This is a genomic window from Kribbella sp. NPDC023972 (assembly GCF_040639075.1).
Lineage (GTDB): Bacteria > Actinomycetota > Actinomycetes > Propionibacteriales > Kribbellaceae > Kribbella.
In genome coordinates this window covers 384,397-408,887 of record NZ_JBEZZH010000005.1, presented here as the reverse complement: position 1 = coordinate 408,887, position 24,491 = coordinate 384,397, and the positions used below count along the sequence as shown (strand labels likewise).

Below are 24,491 nucleotides of genomic sequence, written 5' to 3'. Positions count from 1 at the left end.
ACCCCGCAACCCACGCGCCGTGGAACGGTCCGCGGCATGGAGTACGGAGCTCACTGTGGATCCCATCACGACATCTCGGCGTTCCTTCCTCGGCCTGGTCGGCGGCGGCGCGCTCGCGGCCGGCCTTGCTGCTTGCGGTACCTCAGGACCACAGAGCTCCGGTAACTCCACCGGTGGTGCGGCGGCCGGCAGCGGTGCGACGTACTGGTTCCTGACCGGTCAGCCGCAGCAGGCGATCCGGGAAGCTCAGGTCAAGCGGTTCAACGACGCGAACTCAGGCACCCAGATCAAGTACACCGAGTTCCAGAACGACGCGTTCAAGCAGAAGATCAAGACCGCCATCGGCGCCAGCCAGGGGCCGACGCTGATCTGGGGCTGGGGTGGCGGCGGCCTGAAGAGTTACGTCGACGCCGGCCAGGTCGAGGACCTGACCCCGTGGTTCGAGGAGAACAAGGAGCTGAAGGAGTCGATCTTCCCGTCCGCCTTCGGTGCCGCGACCGTCGGCGGCAAGATCTACGCGATGCCGGTCGAGACGACGACGCCGATCGTGCTGTTCTACGACAAGCGGGCTTTCGAGAAGATCGGGGCCGAGCCGCCGAAGTCGTGGGGCGACATCATGGACCTGGTGCCGAAGTTCAACGGCGCCGGGATCGCACCGTTCTCCCTCGGCGGCCAGTCGCGCTGGACCAACATGATGTGGCTGGAGTTCCTGTTCGACCGGATCGGCGGCAGCGAGGTGTTCCAGAACATCTTCGACGGCAAGCCGAACAGCTGGTCCGACCCGTCCGCGCTGAAGGCGCTCGACGAGATGCAGAAGCTGATCAAGGCCAACGGGTTCATCAAGGGCTTCTCCTCGATCACCGCCGACTCCAACGCCGACCAGGCGCTGCTGTTCACCGGCAAGGCCGCGATGATGCTGCACGGCGCCTGGACCTACGGCAACATGAAGGCGTCCGGCGGCGACTTCGTCACCGGCGGCCACCTCGGCTACATGAACTTCCCGCCGGTCGACGGCGGCAAGGGCGACCCGAGTGACACCGTCGGCAACCCGGGCCAGTACCTGTCCATCTCCTCCAAGGCCAGCCAGGGCGAGAAGGACACCGCGAAGAAGTTCCTCGCCGGCAACACCCTCGACGACGCCTCGGTCGAGGCCTGGGTCAAGTCCGGCAACATCCCGGTGGTGAAGAGCGCCAAGGACAAGCTCTCCACGGTCACGGACAAGAACGACTCCGAGTGGCTGAACTTCGTCTACGACACCTCGGCGAACGCGAAGAACTTCGCCCAGTCGTGGGACCAGGCGCTCAGCCCGACCCAGGCCGAGACCCTGCTCGACAACATCGCCAAGCTGTTCCAGCTGTCGATCTCACCCCAGCAGTTCGCCGACAGCATGAACGCTGTGATCGGTAAGTGACGTGGCCGATCTGTCCGGCGGTCCAGTCGCCACCGGCTGGGCCGCCTCGCCCACCGGCCTGCCACACCCGGGTGGCCGGCGCCCAGGTTCGCCGCACGCCGCCGGCCGGAGCGGGCCGGTTGCCTGGATGGCCATCCCGGCGCTGGCGATCTTCATCGTCTTCGGAATTGTGCCGCTGTTCGGGGTGCTGTTCCTCAGCTTCACCCAGTGGGACGGCCTCGGCGCCATCCACCCGACCGGTTTCGCCAACTGGCGCTCGGTGCTGAGCGACCCGGGGTTGCCGCACTCGATCTGGGTCACGTTCGAGATCATGATCCTGTCCTGGGCGGTGCAGACGCCGCTCAGTCTGCTGCTCGGCACGTTCCTGGCCGGCCGGCAGCGGTACCGCGGCTTCCTGGCCGTGCTGTTCTTCGTCCCGCTGCTGCTCAGCTCGGCCGCGATCGCGATCACCTACAAGGCGCTGCTCGACCCGAACTTCGGGCTCGGCGCGGGGCTGAAGATCGGGTTCCTGACCCAGGACTGGCTCGGCAACAGCACCCTCGCCCTCGGCGTGGTCATCTTCGTGGTGTCCTGGCAGTTCATCCCGTTCCACTCGCTGATCTATCAAGGCGGCGTCCGGCAGATCCCCACCTCCATGTACGAGGCCGCGTCGATCGACGGGGCCGGCCGGGTGCGGCAGTTCTTCAGCATCACCGTGCCGCAACTGAAGTACACGATCATCACGTCGTCGACGCTGATGGTGGTCGGCTCGCTGACCTTCTTCGACCTGATCTTCGTCCTCACCGCGGGTGGGCCCGGCGACGCGACCCGGGTGCTCGCCCTCGACATGTACAAGCGCGGCTTCCAGGCGAACCTGATGGGCCCGGCGAGTGTGATCGCCGTACTGCTGGTCCTGATCGGCCTCGCCCTCGCGCTGCTGCTGCGCAGACTCGGCGGCAGTACGACGGCCAGCCAGCAGGAAGGTGCGTGACATGGCAGTGGCGACCAGCGGCGCCGGTACGGCGAGCCGCGGTACCTCTCGCGGACGGTTGAACTCCCGCAAACTGCTGCAGCTGAACTGGTTCGGCGGAGCGGCGGCCTGGTTGTGGCTGGTGATCGTGATGGTCCCGCTGTACTGGATCGTGGTGACCAGCTTCAAGGACCAGACGGCGTACTTCAGCCAGAACCCGTTCGCGCTGCCGAGCGCGCCGACGCTGGCGAACTACAAGCTCGTGATCGAGTCCGACTTCCCGCAGTACTTCCTCAACAGCGTGATCGTCACGGCCGGGACCATCGTCCCGGCGGTCGCGATCGCGTTCATGGCGGCGTACGCGATCGTCCGCGGTGCCGGTGGCAAGTTCCTCGCCGGGGTCAACGGGTTGTTCCTGATGGGGCTGGCGATCCCGCTGCAGGCCACCATCATCCCGGTCTACCTGCTGATCATCCGGATGCGCCTCTACGACAGCCTGCTGGCGATCATCCTGCCGTCGATCGCGTTCGCGATCCCCTTGTCGGTGCTGGTGCTGGCGAACTTCATCCGCGACGTGCCGAAGGAACTGTTCGAGTCGATGCGCGTCGACGGCGCGAGCGAGTGGGACATGCTGCGCGGTCTCGCGCTGCCGCTGACCCGGCCGGCTCTCGTCACGGTCAGCATCTACAACGGCCTGGGCGTGTGGAACGGCTTCCTGCTTCCGCTGATCCTGACCCAGAGCCCGGACAAGCGCACCCTCCCGCTGGCGCTGTGGACCTTCCAAGGTCAGTACAGCGTGAACATCCCTGCCGTGCTCGCCTCCGTCATGCTCACCACGTTGCCCATCGTCCTCCTCTACGCCATCGGCCGCCGGCAACTCCTCAGCGGTCTCACCGCCGGCTTCAGCCGCTGATCATCCCTTGCGGTCCGCGAGCCCCCGAGTCGCGAACACAGCAGCAGCGAGGATGGCCGCCGACAGCGCCGTCAGAAGCATCAGCGGTACGGCGTTGTCGGCTGGACGATGGTTGTTGGAGAGCAGGCTCATCAGTGCGCGGACCGGAGACAGCCAGCGAAGCAGGAGTACGGCGAGGATGGCAGCGGCGGCGGTGAGCATCGCGATGCCGATCCGGGGGATGACGAGGCGGGAGCAGAGCAAGCCGATGGCGATGCCGATCATGGCGGCGGCCAGTTGGGCGATGCCGCCGATGGTGAGGGCGCCGGCTGTGACGACGTGCTTGCCCGTGACGATCGGATAGACGAGGCCGATCACCAGGAGCGGCATGCACCAGGTCAGGACGACGGCGACCGTGATCGCGAGGACGCGAAGAGAGCTGCCGATCATGACCAAGGTGATCGTGCGTTGGGTCGGGTCCTCGTGGTTGACGATGCTGACGGTCAGCCACGTGGTGCAGACGAGCATGGCCAGGACGCAGAAGGCGTAGGAGGACTGGAGCGGACCTGAGTCCGAGGTGGTGCCGACGGCCATCGCGGCCAGGAAGATGAGCGTCGGTGGCAGGTAGCGCTGGGAGAGCAGGACACTGGTGAGCAGGTAGCGATACAGAGCGGTCACTCAGACCTCACCTGGCGAACGGTGGTGACCGACCAGCCGTGGTTCAGCGCGGTCAGTAGTGCGGCGTCGTGGCGACCGGTCGGCAGGGTCAGCGTGACGCCGTCGGCATGTCGTCGTACCTCAAGGACGTCTGGGTATGCGGACCAGTCGAGCTGTTGGCCCGCGGTCAAAGAGATCTCGGTGAGGGAACTGCCGGTCGAGGTGACCAGTCTGCCGTCACGAAGTTCGCAGACCCGCGTTGCTGTCGAGCGGACGACCTGGTCGGAGTGCTCGGTGAAGGCGACTGCGGCACCGTCCGCGGCGGCTTCGGCGAGGAGTTCGCGCAAGGTCCCGTGCGCGGCCGCGTCCAGGCCGGACCACGGTTCGTCGAGCACCAGCAACTCTGGCGGTTCGAGCAAGGCCTGGGCGAGCGCGACCTTCTGCGCGTTGCCCTTCGACAGCTTGCGCATCGGCGTGTCCGCACCACCTGCCAACGCCAGCCTGTCCAGCAGTTCGTCGGAGCGGTCCCTGGCCGCGCGGTCGCTCAACCCGCGGATCCGGCCCATGTGCCGCAGGTACGCCGACGCCGACAGCCGATCGTGCGACGTGAAGACGTCCGGCACGTAGCTCGTGATCCGGGCATTCCGTCGTACTGTCCCCGAGGACGGGCGCGACAGCCCGACCATGAGTTTCAGTACGGTCGACTTCCCCGAGCCGTTGGCGCCGACCAGGGCAAGAAGTTCACCGGCTGCGACCTGAAGGTCGACGTCCGCCAAGATCTCACGCCTACGGCCGTACCTCTTCGAGACTCTCCGCAGCCGCACGACCTCCATGCGTTGAGCCTATCCGGGCCTGGGGGTTCATCACGCGGGACAGCGGTCGGGTGAGGACGACGGAGACGAGCAGTGACGCGGCGGCGAACACGGTGATCGCCGGGGCAGGCGAGGTCAGGTCGGCGAGTGCGCCGGCCAGGATCGCGACGATCCCGAACGTCGTCATCCGCAACGCCGACTCGAGGCCCAGGACCTGACCGCGCAGATCGGCAGGCGTCAGGTCGACGAGAACCTCCTGCTGGGACAGGGATGCCGCGTAACCGCTGCTGCCGACGGCCACGAGAACGGACAGGACGGCGATGGGGAGATCTAAGGCGAAGCCGAGGAACGGTACGGCGAGCAGGATGCGCAGCCAGCGCCCGGCCACGCGGCGCCCCGAGCGGCTGAGGAAGCGGCCGACGACGAGGTCACCGGTCATCATGCCGGCGGCTCCCGCGGCCAGCAGCCAGCCGGCGTCCGGACCGGCGTACGGGACGAACAGCGCCTCGCAACCGACGATCAGGCCGTTCGGAAGAGTCAGTGCCAGCAGCAACGGTCGGGTGCTGGCCCGGCCGAGCAAGCGCCGGTTGCCACGCCAGGTCTCGGTGAAGCTCGTCCGGGCGACCCGTCGTGCGTCGCGGTCCCGCAGTCCGAAGCGGAGGATCGGAACGGCCAGCGCCGAGCAGCCGGTCGCCAGCCAGAGAACGGTCGACGGACTGAGGGCCTGGAGCAACAATCCGGCGGTGCCGAAGCCGGCGATCTGCATGGCGCCGACGGACAGGTTCATCGCCGAGCGGCCGAGCACGAACTGGTCCTGGTCGACCACCTCGTTCAGCAGACCCCAACGTACGCCGGAGCCGATCGACAGGCCGTAGGCCACGAGCAGGGCGAGCAGCAGACGGGTTCCCGCATTGAGATCCAGCGCGGCCTGAGCACCGACGGCGATTGCCGACAATCCGGCGAGCATGGTCAGGACGCGACGCGGCCGCGCGGTGTCGGCCGCCGACATCAGCGTCGACGCACCCAGTACCTGTGCCAGCGACGGCCCGAACATCACCAGGGCGGCCAGCAGCGCCGACCCGGTCGCGGCGTCGACCATCAGGGCCAGCGTCAGGCTGGTCATGGTCGACGACGCGTTACCCAGCGCGCTGCCGATCCACAGGCTGCGGAACTCCCGCTTCGCGAAGATCTGCCGATAGGTGCTCATCCACGTCCTCGCTTCGCTCCGGGCGCGGATGGGACACGAGATGCACTGTGCTTGAGGATGAACTCGCTTCGCTCCTTCATGCCAAGCGAGCATCGACGCAGAACCCCTCAGCGCCTACAGTTTCGGGTGGAGGCGAAACGTTGTCCGAGTTCCTCGTCGACGCCGACACCCTGGCGAACGCCCGGTTCGGCACGTCGCAGCTCACCGAGACGGTGTCCGCGCTGAAGCTCCTGCGGGCGCCCACCGAGCCCTGGCACCGCGCCTGGAAGGACGCCCACGTCGCCGCCTTCCAGGACCAGCTGCAGCAGAATCCGATCTGGGCGGCGATCGTCGACAACGCGTTCGGGCGTAGCTGGGTGGCCGACTTCCTCACTGTCCCGCCGCTCGAGCCGGACCAGGAGTTGTCCGACGAACTCGAGCTGCTGACCAGCCTGGACGACGACCAGATCCGCGCGGACCTGAGCGTCGTACGGACACCGCTGCCGGACATCCTGACCGAGTCGACCGGGCTGGCTGGGCAGGCGGCCGAGCTGCTCACCTGGATCTGGACGGAGACGATCGAACCCGACTGGCCGCGGCGGCTGCGATTGCTCCAGGCCGACATCGTGTCCCGGACATCCCGGCTCAGTGAGCACGGCTGGTCCGGCGTACTGCGGGGGCTCGGTCCCGATGTCCGGTGGCTGGGCGAGGGACGTCTGCAGGTCAACCGCTGGGACTACCCGGCGACGGATGTCCGCGGACGCGATCTGATGTTCATCGCAGCCCACACGAACAAGGTCAACGTGTCCTGGCGCAAGCCGGATCGGTTCGCGCTCACCTATCCCGTCACCGGGATCTTCGCCGGCACCGAAACTCCGGCCGAGCCCTTGGTCCAGCTGCTCGGTCGCAACCGAGCCCGGATCCTGGTCGAGGCCGCCGAACCGGTCAGCACCACGGTGCTGGTCGCCGCGACCGGCCTGTCCCTGGCCACGGTGTCGGACCACCTCCGCGTCCTGACCGACGCCGGCCTGCTCGAACGCCGCCGCTCCGGCCGCTCGGTCCTCTACTGGCAATCCGACACCGGCCGCCGCGTCATACGACGCCCGCTACCGAACCGCCGGAGACCTTAAGCCAGAGCCGCAGCCGGCCCGGCAGAGGCGGCGCGGCGCGAGGTATCCCGGTGGGCGTACCCGACGATCGCCACGTCATCTTGATCGTTGACTAGGGCAACTGGATTTCGGTTGCGAGGGGGAGGTCGGTGACTGAGGAGCCGGCGTGGAGGTTGAAGGTGCCGGGTTCGGTGGTCCAGCCGTTGGCCCAGTGGTCGAAGGTGTGGTTGTGGAGCTGGACGGTGATCTCGCGGCGCTGGCCTGCTTCCAGGCGGACGACGGCGAAACCGGCCAGCCAGCGGGCCGGGCGGTCCACGGTGGTTTCGGGGCGTTCGGCGTACACCTGGATGACGTGCTTGCCGGCTCGGTCGCCTGAGTTGTGCACGGTGAGGGCGACGGACGACGGGTCGATGGCGCGGAGGTCGGACAGGGACCAGGTCGTGTAGCCGAGGCCGTGGCCAAGGGCGTAGGCGGGCTCGGTGCCGGCCCGGAGCCAGGCGCGGTAGCCGATGTGGATGCCTTCGTCGTACCGGAGCACACCGTCGCGTGGGGTCACATCGATGACCGGTACGTCGGACTCCTCGTGCGGCCACGTGGTGGGGAGGCGGCCACCGGGCTCGACGACGCCGAGCAGTACGTCGGCCAAAGCGTTGCCGTACTCCTGGCCACCGAAGTAGGTGACCAGGAGTGCGGCAACCTCGCCGCGCCAGGGCAGCAGGACGGGCGAGCCTGCGTTGACGACCACGACCGTGCGCGGGTTCGCCGCGACGACGGCACGGACCAGGTCGTCCTGCCGGCCGGGGAGTGCCAGCGTGCTGCGGTCGTGGCCTTCGGACTCGACCTTGGCGTTCGTGCCGACCACGACGACCGCGACCTCCGCCGCGCGCGCCGCCGCGACGGCCTCGTCGATCAGCGCCTGCGGGTCCGAAGGGTCCGGCTCGACACCGACGGTGATGCTGAAGGCGTTGCCGAGACCGCCTTCCCGCGTCGGCAGCTCGAGCTCCACGCGTACGTCGATCGGCTGGCCCGCGATCACGTCGAGCGGGGCGGAGACGGACGGCGGTGACAGTAACGCGGCACCCAGATCGGTGCCGACCGGGACCGCGACCTCCTCGCGCAGAAGCTTGCCGTCGGCAAAGATCCGGCCGCGGCCGACCGACGCGAACCCGAGCAGGATCGAGCCCGGCTCCGCCGGCGTGTACGTCGTCCGGAACTCGAAGACCGCGGTGTTCTCGATCGGCGCGTTCCCGCCGAGATACACCAGCGCACTGGAGAACCGGTCCTCGGCGAACAGCTCGGCGCCGTCGGCGCCGAGGAAGCGCACCCGGGCGCCCGGCTCCCCGGTCTGCGGATTCGTCATCGTGGCCAGCGGCAGCTCCGCGATGCCGTCCTGCACGACCGCACCGATCGAGTACGTCACCTCGGCATCGGGGAGCGCCGCGCGCAGTCCGTCGAGCGGCGAGACCACGGACGTCGGGATGACGGTCGCACTGCCGCCGCCCTGTGTCCGCGCGTCCCGGGCGTTGTGCCCGATCACCGCGACCCTCGACAAGGCCGAAGCCTGCCACGGGAGCTCGCCCTCGTTGCGCAGCAGGACCGAGCCCTCGGCCGCCGCGGTCCGGGCGAACGCGACGCCGTCGACCTGCGGAACCTCGGCCGGCTTCTCGAACCCTTCGAGCGCGCCGACCCGAGCGCCGAGCCTGAGCAGCCGCAGCACCTTGCGGTCGATCGCGTCCTCCTTGATCTCCCCGGCGCGCACCGCCTCGACCAGTGCCTCACCCCACGCGCCGCCGGGTCCCGGCATGGCCAGATCCTGCGAGTGCTTGGCACTCTCCAGGCTGCGTACGGCGGTCCAGTCGCTGACCGCGACGCCGTCGAAACCCCACTCACTGTTCAGCGGGGTCTCGAGCAGTTCGTTCTCCGACGCGGTCGCACCGTTGATCGAGTTGTACGCACTCATCACCAGCCAGGCCTTCGACTCGGTGACCGCCTTCTCGAACGCCAGCAGGTACACCTCGCGCAACGCGCGATCACTCACCACGACATCGGCGGTGAAGCGCTCGGACTCGAAGTCGTTGGCGACGTAGTGCTTCGGGGTCGCACCGACACCGAGCTCCTGCACGCCGGCCACGTAGGCGGCGGCGAGCTCGGCGGTCAGTACGGGATCTTCGCTGAACGCCTCGAAGTGCCGCCCACCGAGCGGCGACCGGTGCAGGTTGATGGTCGGCCCGAGTACGACGTCCACCCCCTTGCGACGCGCCTCGAGTGCGGACACCACGCCGTACCGATGGGCGATCTCGAGATCCCAGGACGACGAGAGCGCGGTCGCCGACGGGAGGTTGAGCGACGGGTCACGCTCGTCCCAGACCGGGCCGCGGACACCGCTCGGGCCGTCGGACAGCACCATCGACCGCAGCCCGACCGTGGGGAGCGGGTGGGTGGACCAGAAGTCCTGGCCGGTGAGGATCAGGACCTTCTCCTCGAGCGTGAGCCGGCCGAGCAGGTCGGTGAAGTCAACAGGTGTCGGGCTCATGCGTGTCACTGTACGCGCGAAAACCGAGTGGTGCTAGGTTTTGAAGTATGGCAACGACCAGAGGCCCGTACGCCAAAGGGGTCGCCAAGCGCGAGGAGATCCTGCGCGCCGCGCTGGAGGTGATCGCGCGGCACGGCTACCGCAAGACATCGACGCGTGAGCTCGCCGCCGCCGTCGGTCTGAGCGAGGCAGGTCTGCTGCACTACTTCGGCTCGAAGGAAAAGCTCTTCGAAGCGGTCCTGCGGGCTCGCGACGAGGCCGACACCGCCCGTCTGGACGAGCGCGAGGACGATGTGGTCGGCAAGCTGGTCGCGATCGTCCGGCACAACAGTGACGTACCAGGCCTGGTCCAGCTGTACTCGACCTTCTCCGCAGAAGCCGGTGATCCGCAGCACGGCGCCCACGACTTCTTCGTGGATCGTTACCAGCGCCTGCGAGAGTCCCTGGCTGACGCCGTCCGGGCGCGGCAGGCGGACGGGACGATCAGCACGGCAGCGGATCCGGAGAAGATCGCCACCCTGCTGATCGCCTTGTCCGACGGGCTACAGGTCCAGTCGCAGTTCCGCCTCGACACCGAGCCGGCCGAGGTGATGGATCACCTGCTGGCGTTGCTGCGACCTACTTCGCGTACATGACGGTGCCGAAGCCGGTCTGGTCGAAGCCGCCGCTGGTCGAGCCGTAGTCGCCGCCTCCTCCCTCCGGCCGGACCTGCGCGGCCATCTGGGAGATGTAGGGCACGGACAAGTACTTACGCCGCGTGTAGTGGAAGTGCAGGATGTCCCACACCGGCCTGATGTGCCCGCGGCCCGCGCTGGAGATCACCGTGTGCTCGCGGTACGCACAGTTTGTGCTTGTGCCCCACGTGTACTTGGTGAACGGTACGTCCTGACCGAGGTTGTACTTCGCGACGTACTGCGCTGCCTTCAGGAAGCGGTTGTTGTCGTAACCGTAGAGATCCTCGCCCTGGTTCCAGGCCATCTCGCAGAAGGCGCCCATCTGCCCGATGCCCATGACGGTATGGCCCTGGTCGCGCCCGGACTCCTGCCACTGCGCCAGGCCCTGGTCGTCGTACACGAAGGGGATGGCGTGCCGGATCGAGCCGTTGCCCGCGCCGTTCTTGAAGTAGTTCACGGCCTGGTCGTACTTCGCGGCGTCGTCGCACAGGATGCCGATGGCAAGGATCGAGTTCATGTTGCACAGATCCCAGTTGGCCCAGTAGTTCGTGATGCAGGCGCCGTTGTGGTTGCGGAGGAAGTCGTTGTTCAGCGGGTAGAAGACATTGAGCATCATCGTCTTGAACCGCGCCAGGTCGAAGCCCGGGTAGCCCCGCATCAGCTCGGCGACGTTGGCGAACTGGTAACCGTAGATGCCGGCCGCCAGGAACCGGTCTGCGTTACCGGTCACCGTGGTCAGCGTGGCGGACCAGGCGTTGAGGATGTTGCGGGCGCAGTCGCCGTGCGCGGCGGAGCCGGAGATCCACCAGCGCAGGGCGTTCTGATAGGCAGCGTGGATGTCGTTGTACAGGATGCCGTAGTTCTGGCCGTCGCCGCCGCGGATGATCGTGGCCTGCGGGTTGGGTCGCCAGGTCGACTGGGCGTGACCGTTGGCGATCAGCTTGTTGTACCCGGCCAGCCAGGGATTGGTGCCTTCGGCAACCCGGGCCTTGGCCCGGTTCAGGTCACCCCAGCTGTGCAGTGCACCGGGGTGGGTGAAGGTGGCCGGCGCGGCGTCCGCGGATGGACCGAGGGCGGTGACGCCGGCGGTGGCCGCGACTCCGGCGGCGGCCACACCTCCGGCGGCTTTGAGCAGCGTTCGTCGATCGATCTCCTTCATGTCCTTCTCCTTCGGGGCGGTGGAGCGGTGGGCTAGGAAACAGTCAGGATGAGACTCGCCGTCGTGGTGCGCGTGGGCGCGGTTATCGGGCTGCTGCTGCCTCCGCCGTGGTGAGGAAGCGCAGGTTGCGGACGTGGTCGTTGACGAACATCGGCACGCCGTCGGAGGCCAGATACCAGGCGGGCTTGCCGCCGCTGTCGCGGATGACGCGGCCGTTGACGACGAGGTTCTCGAAGGTGACGTCCTTGATGAGGTGTTCAGCGTCGAGACCGAGCATCATCGACATGTCGGCGTGGGTACCGGTGTAGGAGAGGTCCTTGATGTAGACGGACTCGATGCCCCGGCCGGGCGCGGTGTTCCACTTGGGGTTGAAGGTGACCCGCATGTGGATGAGCTGGCCCCAACGGATGTCCTCCACGCGCATGCCGTCGACCTTCACGTCCCGCACGAGGTTGCCGTCGCCGGGATTGATGGCGATGCAGCCGTGGTAGAGGAGCTGCGGCTCACGGTGGTCGAGGATGTCGATGTTCTCGAAGCGAAGGTTCTCCAGTACCTCGGGGGCGTTCGGGTCGGGGTTGCCGTGCGTGCCGATATTGATCGGGTGGGCGACATCGGCCCAGAGGGTGGAGTTCTTGACGGTGATGTTCCGGGTGTCGCCGTAGTAGTCCCAGCGGTGGGTGTAGATGGCGATGCAGTCGTCGGAGTTGCGCATGAAGACGCCGTCGATGGTGACGTTCTCGGAGCAGAAGATGTCGATGCCGTCGCCCCAGCCCAGGTGGCTGAAGGAGCGCAGGCTCTTGATCTTGACGTTCTCCGACTCGGCGACCGTGATGGTGTTGTACCGGGGGTTGAGCACCGTGATGCCCTCGACCTGGACGTTCTGGGAGTCGTGGACGTAGATCGCGCCGCCCGTGGCGTTGTAGATCATGCCGCGGCCGATCAGCCGGGCGTTCTCCACCCCCTCGAAGACGACGTTCGAGGTGAGGACGGCGCCGCCGGCGAGGTAGACGGTCTGGCCGCTGGCGACCTTCAGCGTGCGGTCGGCGTGGGTGTGGACGCCGGGGCCGAAGTAGATGACCTTCGGGTCGTTCTCGTCGGGCCGCTCGGTCTCGATGGGGTTGGCGAACAGGTGCAGGCAGTCGAAGATCTTGTCGTCGAGCTGGATGACGAGGCCGCGGGGGCGGTCGAGGGTGAAGCGCAGGGTGCTGCCCAGCACCTCGGGCGTGATGCCGTAGGAGTCGGGGCGGATGCGGGCCTTGTCGAAGCCCCCCTTGGTGTAGGTGACCTCGACCTCGACGGTGCCGGAGAAGTCGAAGGCGGCCATCGAGGAGTTCTGGGCCGTGTTGCGGCCGGTCAGGGGGTCGATCAGCGCCAGTTTGGCCAGGTAGACGCCAAGCGTTTCCCATGTGCCGCCGACCGGGCGGACCTTCACGGTGAAGGCGGCGTTGGTCGGCACACCGGACGGGATCGGGTAGGTGATGACGGTGTTCCCGACGGCGGTCTGCTCCCCGGCAGCGGCCCGACCGGCGCCGAGGACGCCGGAGGCGGCTCCCACGAGGGCGGCGCCGGCCGCCTTCAGGGTCGTGCGGCGGGTGACTGACATGCTCATAAGGGCGGCTCCTTGGTCAGGTGATCGACACGCGGTCGAAGACGGTGGTGTTGAGGACGAACGGGTTGCGGGACACGACCGCGAGTCCGGCGTGGTACGGCGCATCGCCGAAGGCCGGGATCGCGACGGGCTGGCCGAGGGGGACCCAGGTCGTGCCGTCCGTGGAGGTCTCGGCGAGGAACGTGTCGCCGGTGCGGTGCAGGCGGAGCCAGACGGCGGTGCCTGTCGTCTCGGTGGTGACCAGGCCGGTCGCCACGCGAAGTCGTCGTACGAACTGCATCTTGTCGCCGGTCTGGATGACGCCGGCCGACTGGTCGAACGGTGACAGGGACTTGGTCATGAGCAGGCCGATCCGGCCGCCGGGGTCACCGCTCACGACGCGAGCGGTGATCGTTCGGTCGCCGGTGACCAACTGGGACGCGTACTGCGCTGTCATGCCCTGGTTGATCACGTTCAGGTCGACGCCGGCGCCGCGGACGGTGAAACGTCCGCCGTCGAAGCTGGTGATACCGGGAGTGCGGATGGCGACCGCGCTGTAGGTGGCGAGCTGACGCTCGTCGAGCACGTAGTCGCCGATGTCTCGGTAGGCCCACGGCTCGGGTGGCGGCGCGGTGACCGTCAACGCGACCGGTGCGGTGGCTGACGCGGTGGCGTTGCGGGCTTTGATCTCGATGGTGAAAAGCCCTTGCTCTGAAGGCTTTCCGGAGATGACGCCGGTGCGTGGGTCGACGGCGAGGCCGCGGGGAAGGCCGGTGGCGTGGTACGTCGCGGGGTCGTTGGTGGCGGCGATGCGGTACTGGAAGCTGGTGCCGACGTTCGCGTAGGCAGCGGAGGCGCTGGTGATCTCCGGAGCCGGCGGGGTAGGCATCGTCGCCTCGGCCACGTTCGAGCCGGGGCCGTTCGTCTTGGCCACCACATAGCGGTACGTCGTACCCGGTGTGCCGGTCGCGTCGCGGTAGCGGGTCTCGACACCGAAGCCGGAGACATTCGTGGCGATGGTTTGGAACGGTCCACCTGAACTGCGCCGGACCGTGTAGTTGGCGGACACGTCGAGGTCGGTCCAGGCGAGCTCGATCGCGCTCGTCGTACTCTTCGCCGTCAAGGGTCCAACAGGTGCGGCTGGTCTCGAGGCGGTGAAGTTGTCGAAGGCGGCTGTGGTCGTCTCGCTGTCGCCGAGGCAGCCGCAGACGGCGATACCGACGTACAGTTGCCGGCCGAACTCGAGCTTGGACGAGCCGACCTCGGTCCAGGTCTTGCCGTCAGGGGAGATCGAGCCGGTGAACCTGTTGCCGTTGCGGACGATGCGGACCCAGTACGGGCGACGTAGCCGGTAGCCGTCGCTGGCGGCTTCGACGTACGGCGCGGGGAGTGGGGTCGCGGACGTGGGGAGCGTGCCGAGGTTGGAGATCGGGAAGCCGGCGTTGACGGTGATCGCTTGTTGCTGCGTCGGCGGTACGAGCGTGCTGCCCGTTCCGGTCGTCGGTCCGCCGGTAGTCGGTCGGACCGTCCACACTCCGCTCCAAGTGTGCAGGGGGAGGCCCTTGATCAGCATGGACGCGTGGGCGGAGTCTGGGTTCAGGGTCTGGCGCATCATCACGCCGAGGGTCGCGTACTGCGAACTCACCGGGTGGACCACGCGGGCGGTGACCGTGCCGTCGCCGAACAGCGGCACGTAGACGAAACGGAAACTGTCGCTGATATCGCTGCCGGCGGCCTCGACGACCAGCGTCTGGCCGTCGAAGTCGGTCCGTCCTTCCCGGATCGCCCCGATGTCTTTACTTGCCCAGGGCAATCTCTGGGTCGCGATCGGCAAGGACTCCGCGCTGGTGCCGACGGCGTTGGTGGCCTGGACCGTGTACTGGTACGTGCGGCCCGACTGCTTCGGCGTACTGTCTGTGTAGGTTGTCGTCGTGATGCCGGTCGCGATCACTGCCGAGTCTCGCCGGACGGTGTAGGTCGTCGCGTCGACGGATCGCGCCCAGTTCAGTACGTCGCCGTGGACGGTCAGGCCGGACGGGACGCCTGGTGTGACCGGGGCGGACGGCGTCGCACCGGAGTGCGTCAGGGTCCCGAATCCTGGGTGGTCGTCGTTGGTGCCTTCGACGCGACTGCGAACGACCTGTTCCAGGTACGGCGCCTGCAGGCCGCGGCGGCCGACGTAGTGGGCGTAGGCAAGCTCGTAGATCGGCTGGAACTGGCCGCGGTTGCCGACGGCAATGGACGTCTTGAGATACTTTCCGGTGCGGTCGAGATCCTGGACGAAGGGCACGGTGTCGTCGCCGAGGTTGTAGCGGGCGGTGTACTCGAAGCCCTTCAGGATCCGGTTGTCGCTGTGGCCGAACAGGTCGACGCCCTGGTTCCACGCGACCGCCGCGGTGTTGGCGAGTAGTCCGAGAGCGAGTTGCGCATAGGCCTGGCTGCGTCCGCTCTCCTGACCTTGACCGCTCGCCTCGACCACGATGTGCTCGATCCGGCCGTTGCCCGCGCCGGCGACGGCGTACCGGACGGCGTCCTCGAACATCACCCGGTCGTCGCAGAACACCGCGATCGCGATGATCGCCTGCAGGGCGGCGACGTCCCAGTTGCCGTTGGCAAACAACGCGGTGCCGGCGAACGAGCGGTACCAGACCGTGCGGAACGACTCCCGGCAGCGTTCCACGTCAGCCGCTGTCCAGCCGTCGTACCCGCTGTGGAGGAGCAGTTCGGCCGCGTTGGCGAACTTGAAGCCCTGCAGGCCGGACCCGAGCTGTCCGTCGGCGCCGGTGATCACTTCCAGGCTCCCGGACCAGGCGTTCAGGATGTCGCGCGCCTTGTCGGCGTGCCGGACGTCGCCGGTGACGCACCACATCAACGCGTTCTGGTACGCCGCGCAGGAGTCGCTGACCGCCTCGGCCATGAAGTTCGCCGGACCCCGGCCCCACGAGGTGATGTGCCCGGTGTTGCGGACCACATAGTTGTACGACGACCTGGCGTGTGCGGCGAGCGCGAGAAAGCCGTTGTACACCGGGGCCTGTTGCGCGGCGACCGCGGTGCGCATGCGCTCCAGGTCGGCTGCCGAGTGGAGGAGACCGGGGTGAGCGAAGGTGGCGGCTGAGTACGCGGTGGCCGCGGAGGCGGTGGGGGAGAGGTGCGCCGCGACGATCGAACCGCCGGTGGCGATGAGCAGGGTACGACGGTTCAGGACCGGGTTCACCATGGATGTCTCCCTGGGGCGGCAGGCGGCGGGGTAGCGGCAGGCGGTGGGGGCGGCGGGCGGTGGGGCGGCAAGCGGTGGGCTGGCGGCAATCACCTTGCCGGGCGGAGTTGGACCGGTCAACGGACCGTCTCCGATCGAAAATTTCGGACTGATTGGATCGATCGAATGCTGGTCTTCGACGGTCCCTGGGCCGATCATTGGACCGGTCATTCCCTATCGGACGAGGGGCGCTGCTGCCAGTGGTCACGATCAAGGACGTCGCGCTCCGGGCCGGAGTCACCAAGCAGACGGTCTCGAACGTCATCAACCAGCGCCCGGTGGTCAAGGCGGACACCCGGGCCCGGGTCGAGCAGGCGATCGCCGAGCTCGGGTACACCCCGAGCCTGCTCGCCCGCGGCCTGGCCACCGGGCGGACGATGATGATCGGCCTGGTCGTGCCGACGCTGGCGAACCCGTTCTACACCGAGCTGATCACCCGCCTGGAGCGTGGCCTGGAGACCGACGGCTACGGCATCGCCCTGTGCACCACGGATGGCGATCCCGATCGGGCGGCCCGGCAGCTCGTCACCCTCAAACGGCGCTACATCGACGGGCTCATCCTGTTCGACGACGGTAACGTCAGCCGCCACCTGGACCTGGTCCGGCAGTTGGGTCTTCCGTTCGTGCTGTGCGGATCCGAGACCGCGATCCCGGACGCCAGCCCGGTGGTGACCTTCGACCACGGCCACGCCGGCTACCTGGCCGGTGCACACCTGCGGGACCTCGGTCATCGGGAGATCGCGGTGATCGGTGAGTTCCCCGCGCACGAGGTGCGGCTCGGCGGTGCTCAGCGCGCGCTGGCCGAAGGCTCGATCGCCATCCGCCCGGCCCGGATCGGACCGACCCAGGCGAAGTCCCAGCACGGCGGTTTCGAGGCGGCGGCGCGGGTCCTGACGGATCACCCCGAGGTGACAGCGGTCATCGCGACCCACGACCTGCTGGCGCTCGGCGTCCTGCAGGCGGCGGCCGCGCTGGGCCGGCGGGTTCCCGACGACCTCTCGGTGATCGGGATCGACGACATCATCCCGGCCGCCGAGGCTCAGCCCGCACTCACCACGGTCGCCTTCCCGATCGACCGGCTGGCCGAGGAGGCGATCGGCACCCTGCTCGGGCCGTCGCGGGAGACGGTCTCCCTGTCGCCGCACCTGGTGGTCCGGGCCAGTACGTCGTACCGGGTTGGCGGGCGCGGGATAGTAGGGGCATGACGAGATCCGCGGATGAGGCCGCCGAACCGATGGCGGCTCCGGTGGCCGACCGGCGGGTGCTGACGAAGGAAGTCTGGCTGGTTCTGGCGTTGTCGCTCGGGGCGTCCGCGGTGTCGGCGATCATCTCGTTCACCGGCGTGCTCACCTCGGCGAAGCCGATCAGCAGCCAGACCGCGGTCATCGTCGGGTCCCGTGCACCCGGCCGCCCGTGGCTGGACTTGACTTGGCAGATCTTCGCGGTGGTGACCGCGCTCGTGCCGGTGGCGCTGGTCGCACACTTCCTGGCCCGCGGTGGCGAGACCATGCGCACCCTGGGGTTCGACCTGCGGGACCGGTTCCGCGACCTCGGGCGGGGGACCGCGGTCGCCGCGGCGATCGGTGGCGCCGGGATCGTGTTCTACCTCGCCGCCTACGCCACCGGGGCGAACCTGACCGTCGACCCGGCCCGCTTGCCGGACACCTGGTGGCGGATCCCGATCCTGATCGCGGTGGCCGTCCAGAACGCCGTACTCGAGGAGGTCATCGTGCTGGCCTACCTCAACCGGCGGCTGGACCAACTCGGCTGGTCCGTCGGCCGCAGTACGGCGGCCAGCGCGCTGCTGCGGGGCTCGTACCACCTCTACCAGGGTCTCGGCGGGTTCTTCGGCAACGTGATCATGGGTGCCGTCTTCTGCTATCTCTACCGGCGCTGGGGCCGGGTGATGCCGCTGGTCGTGGCCCACACCCTGATCGACATCGGGGCGCTGGTGGGTGCGACGTACCTGATCGGGAAGGTGGGCTGGCTGCCGGGCTGACCAACCTGGCGGCTGATCCGTAACCGATCGGTGTTTCGTCAGGTTGTGAGTGTCGTGACTGTTCACGGGGAGATCATGAGTCCGCCGGAGATCGATCCGGGTTTGGCGGCCGCGGCACTGGCGGTGTTCGCGCACCGGCACGAGGTGGTCCATCTGCTGTACGCCGCGGGCGACGAGCCGGACGCACTGACCCGGATCGCCGACCTCCTGCACGTCGACGAGGCGACGATCAGCCGGGTCCTGGACCAGCCGCTGCGCTGGATGCTCCCCCAGTTCCGCATCGAACTGGAAGCCATCGCCGCCGACCCAACCACCCCGCCAACCACCTGATCCCACCCGAGACCCGCCGGACCACGCTCTCACCAGCCGACGGGACGCGATCGACGCCGGCGAGCCTGCCGGGTGTGATTCAGATCGGCGCGCCCGCGGTGACCAGGCCGCCGTCGATGACGAGGTCTTGGCCGTTGATGTACGACGCCTCGTCGGAGGCGAGGAACGCGACGGCGGCGGCGACGTCCTCGGCGGTGCCGATACGGCCGGCGGGCACGGCCGCCACCACCGCAGCGTGGGCCTCGGGGGTGACGTTGTCGTGGAACATCGGGGTCTCGATGTAGCCGGGGCTCACCGAGTTGACCCGGATCCGCCGGGAGGCCAACTCAGCGGCGAACGTGTGGGTCAGGTTGTGCACGGCCGCCTTGGTCGCGGCGTACACGGATGCGCCCGCCAGCCCGCGCTGGATGGTCCAGGACGCGTTGATGACGACCGCGGCGCCGTCGGACAGCAGCGGGCTCAGCTTCTGGACAGTGAAGAACACGCCTTTGAAATTGATGTCCACGACCCGGTCGAACTCGGCCTCGCCGGTCTGCTCGGCGGGTTTGAACCCGGCCACTCCCGCGTTGGCGAAGACAACGTCGAGGCGCCCGAGGCGGTCCCGGACGGTGGTGACGAGGGTGTCGAGATCGGCCAGGTCGGCCGCGTCGCCGGGCACCGCGACAACCCGGTCCGGGGTCGCGAGGGTCGAGGCCGCCGTGTCGAGCCGGGTCTTGTCGCGTCCGGTGATGACGACGTGGGCGCCCTCGGCCAGCAGCCGGCGGGCCGCGGCCAGGCCCATCCCGCTGGAGCCGCCGGTGACGAGTGCGGTCTTTCCTTCGAATCGATGCGTCATACCGCCCAGCGTGCCGCTTGTTGCGCCGGGCAACCAGTGTGTGGTGAACCTGGGTCCGGCACCACCACCCGAGGCCTAGGCCGGCCGCGGGACGTAGAGCTCCAGGTACCAGTCGGGGTGGCCGGTGACGGTCAGCGTGGTCAGGTCGAAGAACAGTTCACCGACCTCTGGATGGTTCACTGCCTTGACCGCCTGCCCTGGTACGCCGACCTCCTGGCGTGCCCACAACTCGGCGAACTCCGGGCTCGCCGCGCTGACCTCGTCCACCACCCGCCGGAACGCGGGATCGCCGGGAGCACGTGCCGCGTCCGCGCGGAACGCGGCGACGACAGCCGGTGCGACCGCCGCCCAGTGCAGGTGCATCCCGCGGTACCGCTCGTTGGTGAAGAAGGAGATCAGGCAGTTGTGGTCGGTGTCGTCGTACCCGAAGACCGTTCGGGTGGCGTCGTTGATCGACAGCAGGTTCCAGTACCGGTCCCGGAGGATGGCCGGCCGCGGCGACCAGGCGTCGACCAGGCGCTGCAGTTCGGGGGAGACCTCGCTGCCCGAGTCCGGGCTCAGCGGCGGATTGAGACCGGCCAGCAGATACAGATGCGCCCGCGCCGGCTCACTCAGCAGCAGCGCCTTGCTGATCGCGTCGAGTACGTCGCCCGACACGTTGATGTCCCGCCCCTGCTCGAGCCAGGTGTACCACGAGACCCCGACCCCGGCCAGCGACGCGACCTCCTCCCGCCGCAACCCCGGCGTACGCCGCCGGCCGGCATCCGGAAGCCCGACTTCAGCAGGCGTCACCGCCGCGCGCCGAGCCCTCAAGAACTCTCGCAATTCCTCCCGCCGCGCCACCCCACGAGACTAACGGGTGGGCTACGGCTGCTCGAGTTCCGCGATCACGCCGAAGTGGTCGGTGCCGAAGACGCCACGGACAGGGCGGTCGAAGAGGCGTTCGGCGGAGTGGATGCGAAGGGTCGGGCCGCGGACGTCGCAGCGGACCATGATGTAGTCGATCCGCCGTGGTGGGATGCGTCCCCAGTCGGCCTCGGCGACGATGAGCGGGTTCTCCAGCGTGAAGGTGTGCCCGCTGTCGCCCGGGTGCGCGAACTCCCAGACGTCCTGGTAATTGACGCTCAGGTCGCCGAGCGACTGCCGTCCCGTCCAGAACCGCACGCTGCTCGTCTCCGGCCGGGCGTCGAAGTCCCCGGCGAGTACGACGTGCAGGTCGCGGCCGGCGACGAGTCGTTCGATCGCCCGGGCCGCGGCCACCGCCTGCAGTTCGCGCTCGTGCTCGTACGTGACCTGCCAGTTCGGCTTGTGGTTCACGAACAGTACCGGCCCGACCGGTGTGTCGAACTCGGCCGCCGTGCTCCGGCCCGGGAAGTCCTGGGGATCGACGCGCTCTGTCACGCACAGATCGATCTCCTCGACGGCGACCGCGGGCCATCGGCTGACAATCGAGCACCCCACGCCTTCAGGGGTACGACGGCCTTGGTGCAGCACGTGGTAGTCGTCGCCGAACAGCTCCGCCGTCTGGTCCGAGTCGTCGGTGACCACCGTCTCCTGCAGGGCGATCAGGTCGGGTTTCAGCAGGCGGAATCCGTCGCGGAGGACATCCCGGCGGGCTGCCCAGTCGCCGTGCCGGCACCAGATGTTCAGTGTCGCGACGCGCAGTGTCTCAGCCATACACCAGGCGGTACCCCGGGCGCATTCGCTCATGCGCACCTGCGAATGGGTCGCAGGAGGTAGGTTCGGAGGGTGGAAAGTCATGGGGCCGATGTGCTCGAGATTGCGGACGAGTTGACCGAGGCGTACGTGGAGGTGTTCACGGCGCCGCCGTGGGAGCATCGGGATCCGGAGGAGACCAGAGTCGCGTTCCGGGGGCGTCTTGACGGGGACGCGCGGCGGGACGGGTTCCGGGCGCTGATCGAGCGGTCGGCCGACGGGGCGATCGCGGGGTTCGTCACCGGGTGGACGACGCCGTCGCCGTTCCGGACTGACCGTGCGTACGGGAAGGTGCTCCAGCGGCTGGGGAAGGAGCAGGTGGAGGAGTTGCTGGTCGGCGCCTTCGAGATCGACGAGCTCGGCGTGCTGAAGAGCGCACGGGGGACGGGTCTCGGCCGGCGGCTGCTGGAGGCGGCTGTCGCCGAGCATCCACGAGCGTGGCTGCTGACCTGGAACCAGGCGTACGACACGATCGCCTTCTACCGTCGCGTCGGCTGGCAGGAACCTCCGGTTCGCGGACCGGAAACCGACGTCGTCGTCTTCGTAGCCCCGACCTGATCGGCCGGTAGCCGGCGGGTTGGTTGATGGCTGGCGGGTTGTAACCCGCTATCGGTCACACAACCCGCTGCGGTGTGAGGCTGAAGAGTTCGGTGGCGTTGCGCCACATGACGGCTTCCTCCTCCGGCGGGGTGAGGTTGGCGGCCTCGAAGGCGCCGAGGGCCACCGAGGGGTCGATCAAGGTGGCATCGGTGCCGAACATGAGGCGGGACGGACCGAGCTGGTCCAGGATCCAGCGGATCCGGTTGGCCTCGGGGGCGGACCAGCAGGGTTCGAACCAGATGCGGTCGCTGCGGTCGGCGGCCTCCGGGACCAGCGGCCAGCCGTTCGCGCCCATGTGACCGGCGATCACCCGGGCACCCGGCACCCGGGCGGCGACGTCGGCCAGGTCGAGCACGTTCTCGCCCCAGGTGTGCACCAAGGTGGGCAGGCCGAACTCGGTGGTCAGCTCGATCGCGGCCCGCATTCCGGGGGAGTCGATCGGGGTCCGGCTGTACTCGGTGTGGATCTTCGCGCCGACCCAGCGGGTCCGGCCGTCGCCGGCGAGCAACTCGCCGAGGTCGGCCCGGGCTTCGTCCAGGCGTCGCGGGTCGACCACCAGCATGCCGCGCAACCGCGGGTCCGCCGGGAGTTGCGCCGCGAGCGCTCGGTTGCCGGCCGGAGCGTCGTACACTATGGCCTCGATCGCGGACACCAGCTGGATGTCGATCCCGAACCTGTCCATCAGCTCGCTGTTCACACTGACACTGCCGACGTCCATGGAGAAGAACCACGGCCCCCAGTGCGCGTGCACGTCGATGATCATGGTTGCTCCAGGAGTCTGGTGAGGTTGTCGCCTGCGGTGCGGGCGATCTCTTCCGGACTGAGTTTGGAGGTGAGCAGGCGTCGGACGACTGCCTGCGACTCGTGGAACGGCGTACGACAACCGAGCACCAGCCGATCGGAGCCGACCTCCGCGGCGACGAGCTCCAGCGAGTCCGGGCCGGTCAGCATCCGCGTCGACGTGTGGAATCCGGTCTCACCGCGCGCCATCACGACGAAATCGCCCAGGTAGTAGAAGTGCGTGTCGAGGAACACGACCCGCGCCCCGAGCCCTCGCAAGGCCGGACCCACCTTCCGTACGTCGCCCTCGGTGAAAATCGTCACCCCCGCGTCCACCAGCAGCCGCACGACATGCCCGAAGGCCGGGAAACTCGGCTCGACCCCCTGCGACGTCGGCGCCAGCCGGATCGCCCGCGGCCGCTCAGGTCCGGCCAGCAGTCGCTCGAGCTCGCGCTCGGCTCCCAACGGATCCCGCAGATCCAGCACCGGGCAGACGGTCCAACCGTTGCCGTCAGCAACTTGAGCGGCCTCGTCGTTCCCACTCGGTACATCGAAGAACGTCGCCCGCAGGGACGACACCACACCACCCGAGATCCCGGTCGCCTTCATCACGTCGCGGACCGTCTCGGCCCGGCTCCAGCGACCCGTCGTCACGTCATGGCCGACCAGTACGTCGCAGTCCAGCAGCACGGGTACGTCGTTCATCCCGCCACCTTAGACAGTGCGGTGTGGACCTTGCGGATCGCGGTGACGATGTCGTCGACGTCGCTCTCGGTGTAGTTCTCGTTCCAGGGCAGGACGAGCAGTCGATGGTTGATCAGCTCCTCGGCGTTCGGGCACAGGCCGACGGGATACTCGACGTCCTGCAACGGGAAGTGGGAATCCCCGTAGGTGATCCGATCCCGCAGCGCCGGTGCGGCGTACAGCGGGCTGGTCAGGTAGCCGCCGTTCGCCGGGATGCCCTCAGCGGTGAGTGCGGCCGCCCACTCCTGCAGGTCGCCCGCGATCGCCGGATCGAGGATCAGCGGGTATTGCCAGTAGACGTGGTCGCCGGTGTCCGGTGGGGCCGTGATCCCGGCCAGGTCACCGATCCCGGCGGTGGCCCGGGCAGCCGCCGTACGACGATCCGCCACCACGCCGGCCAGGCGCGACAACTGGGCGCGGGTGACCGCGCCGACCAGCTCGGTCATGCGGTAGTTGAGCGCGAGGAAGAGGTAGTTCCGCTCGTTGGTGGCTCGCGGCCAGCCCTTGTCGGCGAACAGCCGCATCCGGCGGGCGAGCGCCGCGTCGTCGGTGACGACGAGCCCGCCGTCCCCGGCGCTGATGTGCTTGGTCTGCTGCAGGCTGAAGCAGCCGATGTGCCCGACCCGGCCGGTCAGCGTGTCACCGACCGGCGCGAGGTACGCCTGCGCGCAGTCCTCGATCAGGACGATTCCGTGCTGGTCGCACAGCTCCCGCAGCTCGACGATCGGCGCCGGCTTGCCGAACAGGTGCACGGCCATCACGGCCCTGGTCCGTGGCGTGATGGCGGCGGCGACCGCGGCCGGATCGAGGTTGCCGGTGACCGGGTCCACGTCCGCGAACACGGGCACCGCGTTCTGCATCAAGATCGGGAACACCGTGCCCATGTCGCTGATCGGCGTGGTGATGATCTCGTCACCGGGCGCCGGGTCGACCGCGGCGACCGCCAGGTGCAAGGCCGCCGTACCGGAACTGCAGGCGACCGCGTGCCCGGCGCCGAGGAGCTCCGCGAACTCCTGCTCCAGCGCGGGAACCTCGGTGCCCCAGGTGGCCGACAGCATGCCACTGCGGAGGACCCGCTCAGCGGCCTTCACCTCCTCGTCACCGAAGCGCCGGCCGGAGGCGTCCATCACCGACGGCAGCGGGGTCGAGCGCACCGGCGTGCCGCCGTCCCGGGCGAGTCCGTTCTGGTCCATCGAAACATTCCCCACGTGGTCGAAAAGCTGTCGAGGTTGCTCAGGGGTCCCGCGGTCGTTGAAGTTGC

The 24,491-nt window shown here is 68.4% G+C and carries 22 protein-coding genes; 9 read left to right on the top strand and 13 right to left on the bottom strand.

Translation table 11 applies throughout. The features are described 5' to 3' along the window. Positions 1–55 precede the first annotated feature (55 nt). The 3 genes from AB0F43_RS22570 to AB0F43_RS22560 are packed head-to-tail and all read left to right on the top strand — an operon-like array spanning position 56 to position 3,273. Complete coding sequence (locus AB0F43_RS22570; protein WP_360479986.1) at positions 56–1,411, top strand: extracellular solute-binding protein; 1,356 nt, start codon at positions 56–58, stop codon at positions 1,409–1,411. A gap of 1 nt (position 1,412) precedes the next feature. After that, positions 1,413–2,381 (top strand): sugar ABC transporter permease, encoded by a 969-nt coding sequence (locus AB0F43_RS22565; RefSeq protein WP_360479983.1) that lies wholly within the window; start codon positions 1,413–1,415, stop codon positions 2,379–2,381. 1 nt (position 2,382) lies between these two features. Beyond that, entirely contained in the window at positions 2,383–3,273 is an 891-nt protein-coding gene (locus AB0F43_RS22560) for a carbohydrate ABC transporter permease (protein ID WP_360479980.1), read from the top strand. On the opposite strand, the gene AB0F43_RS22555 is transcribed toward AB0F43_RS22560, so the two are convergent. The 3 genes from AB0F43_RS22555 to AB0F43_RS22545 are packed head-to-tail and all read right to left on the bottom strand — an operon-like array spanning position 3,274 to position 5,928. Then, entirely contained in the window at positions 3,274–3,930 is a 657-nt protein-coding gene (locus tag AB0F43_RS22555; RefSeq protein ID WP_360479977.1) for a hypothetical protein, read from the bottom strand. Then, positions 3,927–4,742 carry an ABC transporter ATP-binding protein gene (locus AB0F43_RS22550; protein WP_360479974.1) on the bottom strand — a complete coding sequence of 272 codons (816 nt, stop codon included), beginning with the start codon at positions 4,740–4,742 and terminating at the stop codon, positions 3,927–3,929. The genes AB0F43_RS22555 and AB0F43_RS22550 overlap by 4 nt, the downstream gene beginning before the upstream one ends. Then, entirely contained in the window at positions 4,696–5,928 is a 1,233-nt protein-coding gene (locus AB0F43_RS22545; RefSeq protein ID WP_360479971.1) for a hypothetical protein, read from the bottom strand. The genes AB0F43_RS22550 and AB0F43_RS22545 overlap by 47 nt, the downstream gene beginning before the upstream one ends. Positions 5,929–6,068: 140 nt before the next feature. Between AB0F43_RS22545 and AB0F43_RS22540 the strand changes: the two genes are divergently transcribed. Beyond that, positions 6,069–7,037: a helix-turn-helix domain-containing protein gene (locus AB0F43_RS22540; protein WP_360479968.1), complete on the top strand. Its 969-nt coding sequence runs from the start codon at positions 6,069–6,071 to the stop codon at positions 7,035–7,037. Between the two features lie 91 nt (positions 7,038–7,128). On the opposite strand, the gene AB0F43_RS22535 is transcribed toward AB0F43_RS22540, so the two are convergent. Next, on the bottom strand, positions 7,129–9,549 hold the full coding sequence (locus AB0F43_RS22535; protein ID WP_360479965.1) for a glycoside hydrolase family 3 C-terminal domain-containing protein: 2,421 nt from the start codon (positions 9,547–9,549) through the stop codon (positions 7,129–7,131). A gap of 47 nt (positions 9,550–9,596) precedes the next feature. On the opposite strand from AB0F43_RS22535, the gene AB0F43_RS22530 reads away from it, so the two are divergent. Further along, a complete protein-coding gene (locus AB0F43_RS22530; RefSeq protein ID WP_360479962.1) occupies positions 9,597–10,184 on the top strand; it encodes a TetR/AcrR family transcriptional regulator in 588 nt (195 codons plus the stop codon). On the opposite strand, the gene AB0F43_RS22525 is transcribed toward AB0F43_RS22530, so the two are convergent. From AB0F43_RS22525 to AB0F43_RS22515, 3 genes are all read right to left on the bottom strand, one after another. Then, a complete protein-coding gene (locus AB0F43_RS22525; RefSeq protein ID WP_360479959.1) occupies positions 10,168–11,382 on the bottom strand; it encodes an alginate lyase family protein in 1,215 nt (404 codons plus the stop codon). The two genes, AB0F43_RS22530 and AB0F43_RS22525, sit on opposite strands and share 17 nt — an antisense overlap. An 82-nt stretch (positions 11,383–11,464) precedes the next feature. Next, positions 11,465–12,991, bottom strand: coding sequence for a glycosyl hydrolase family 28 protein (locus tag AB0F43_RS22520; RefSeq protein WP_360479956.1), 1,527 nt, complete (start codon positions 12,989–12,991; stop codon positions 11,465–11,467). 16 nt (positions 12,992–13,007) lie between these two features. Then, entirely contained in the window at positions 13,008–16,187 is a 3,180-nt protein-coding gene (locus tag AB0F43_RS22515) for an alginate lyase family protein (protein ID WP_360479953.1), read from the bottom strand. Positions 16,188–16,426: 239 nt separating this feature from the next. Between AB0F43_RS22515 and AB0F43_RS22510 the strand changes: the two genes are divergently transcribed. The 3 genes from AB0F43_RS22510 to AB0F43_RS22500 are packed head-to-tail and all read left to right on the top strand — an operon-like array spanning position 16,427 to position 18,555. Further along, positions 16,427–17,431 (top strand): LacI family DNA-binding transcriptional regulator, encoded by a 1,005-nt coding sequence (locus AB0F43_RS22510; protein ID WP_360479950.1) that lies wholly within the window; start codon positions 16,427–16,429, stop codon positions 17,429–17,431. Next, the gene (locus AB0F43_RS22505; RefSeq protein ID WP_360479947.1) at positions 17,428–18,225 is read left to right on the top strand and encodes a type II CAAX endopeptidase family protein; all 798 of its coding nucleotides are present in this window, start codon (positions 17,428–17,430) and stop codon (positions 18,223–18,225) included. Before AB0F43_RS22510 ends, AB0F43_RS22505 begins: the two co-directional genes overlap by 4 nt. A gap of 54 nt (positions 18,226–18,279) precedes the next feature. Continuing rightward, positions 18,280–18,555: a hypothetical protein gene (locus tag AB0F43_RS22500; RefSeq protein WP_360479944.1), complete on the top strand. Its 276-nt coding sequence runs from the start codon at positions 18,280–18,282 to the stop codon at positions 18,553–18,555. Positions 18,556–18,634: 79 nt separating this feature from the next. Here the strand turns inward: AB0F43_RS22500 and AB0F43_RS22495 are convergent, their stop codons facing one another. The 3 genes from AB0F43_RS22495 to AB0F43_RS22485 form a co-directional block, all read right to left on the bottom strand. Then, positions 18,635–19,390, bottom strand: coding sequence for a glucose 1-dehydrogenase (locus AB0F43_RS22495; protein WP_360479941.1), 756 nt, complete (start codon positions 19,388–19,390; stop codon positions 18,635–18,637). Between the two features lie 75 nt (positions 19,391–19,465). Further along, positions 19,466–20,233 carry a helix-turn-helix transcriptional regulator gene (locus AB0F43_RS22490; RefSeq protein WP_360479938.1) on the bottom strand — a complete coding sequence of 256 codons (768 nt, stop codon included), beginning with the start codon at positions 20,231–20,233 and terminating at the stop codon, positions 19,466–19,468. Positions 20,234–20,254: 21 nt separating this feature from the next. Then, a complete protein-coding gene (locus AB0F43_RS22485) occupies positions 20,255–21,067 on the bottom strand; it encodes an endonuclease/exonuclease/phosphatase family protein (RefSeq protein WP_360479935.1) in 813 nt (270 codons plus the stop codon). 72 nt (positions 21,068–21,139) lie between these two features. On the opposite strand from AB0F43_RS22485, the gene AB0F43_RS22480 reads away from it, so the two are divergent. Further along, on the top strand, positions 21,140–21,664 hold the full coding sequence (locus tag AB0F43_RS22480) for a GNAT family N-acetyltransferase (protein ID WP_360479933.1): 525 nt from the start codon (positions 21,140–21,142) through the stop codon (positions 21,662–21,664). 55 nt (positions 21,665–21,719) lie between these two features. Here AB0F43_RS22480 and AB0F43_RS22475 read toward each other — a convergent pair whose 3' ends face one another. From AB0F43_RS22475 to AB0F43_RS22465, 3 genes are read right to left on the bottom strand one after another with little or no spacing between them, the layout of a single operon-like run. Next, on the bottom strand, positions 21,720–22,469 hold the full coding sequence (locus tag AB0F43_RS22475; protein ID WP_360479930.1) for an amidohydrolase family protein: 750 nt from the start codon (positions 22,467–22,469) through the stop codon (positions 21,720–21,722). Next, positions 22,466–23,191 (bottom strand): hypothetical protein, encoded by a 726-nt coding sequence (locus tag AB0F43_RS22470; protein WP_360479927.1) that lies wholly within the window; start codon positions 23,189–23,191, stop codon positions 22,466–22,468. The genes AB0F43_RS22475 and AB0F43_RS22470 overlap by 4 nt, the downstream gene beginning before the upstream one ends. Continuing rightward, positions 23,188–24,423, bottom strand: a complete 1,236-nt coding sequence (locus tag AB0F43_RS22465; protein WP_360479924.1) for a DegT/DnrJ/EryC1/StrS family aminotransferase — start codon at positions 24,421–24,423, stop codon at positions 23,188–23,190. Before AB0F43_RS22465 ends, AB0F43_RS22470 begins: the two co-directional genes overlap by 4 nt. Positions 24,424–24,491: the final 68 nt, after the last annotated feature.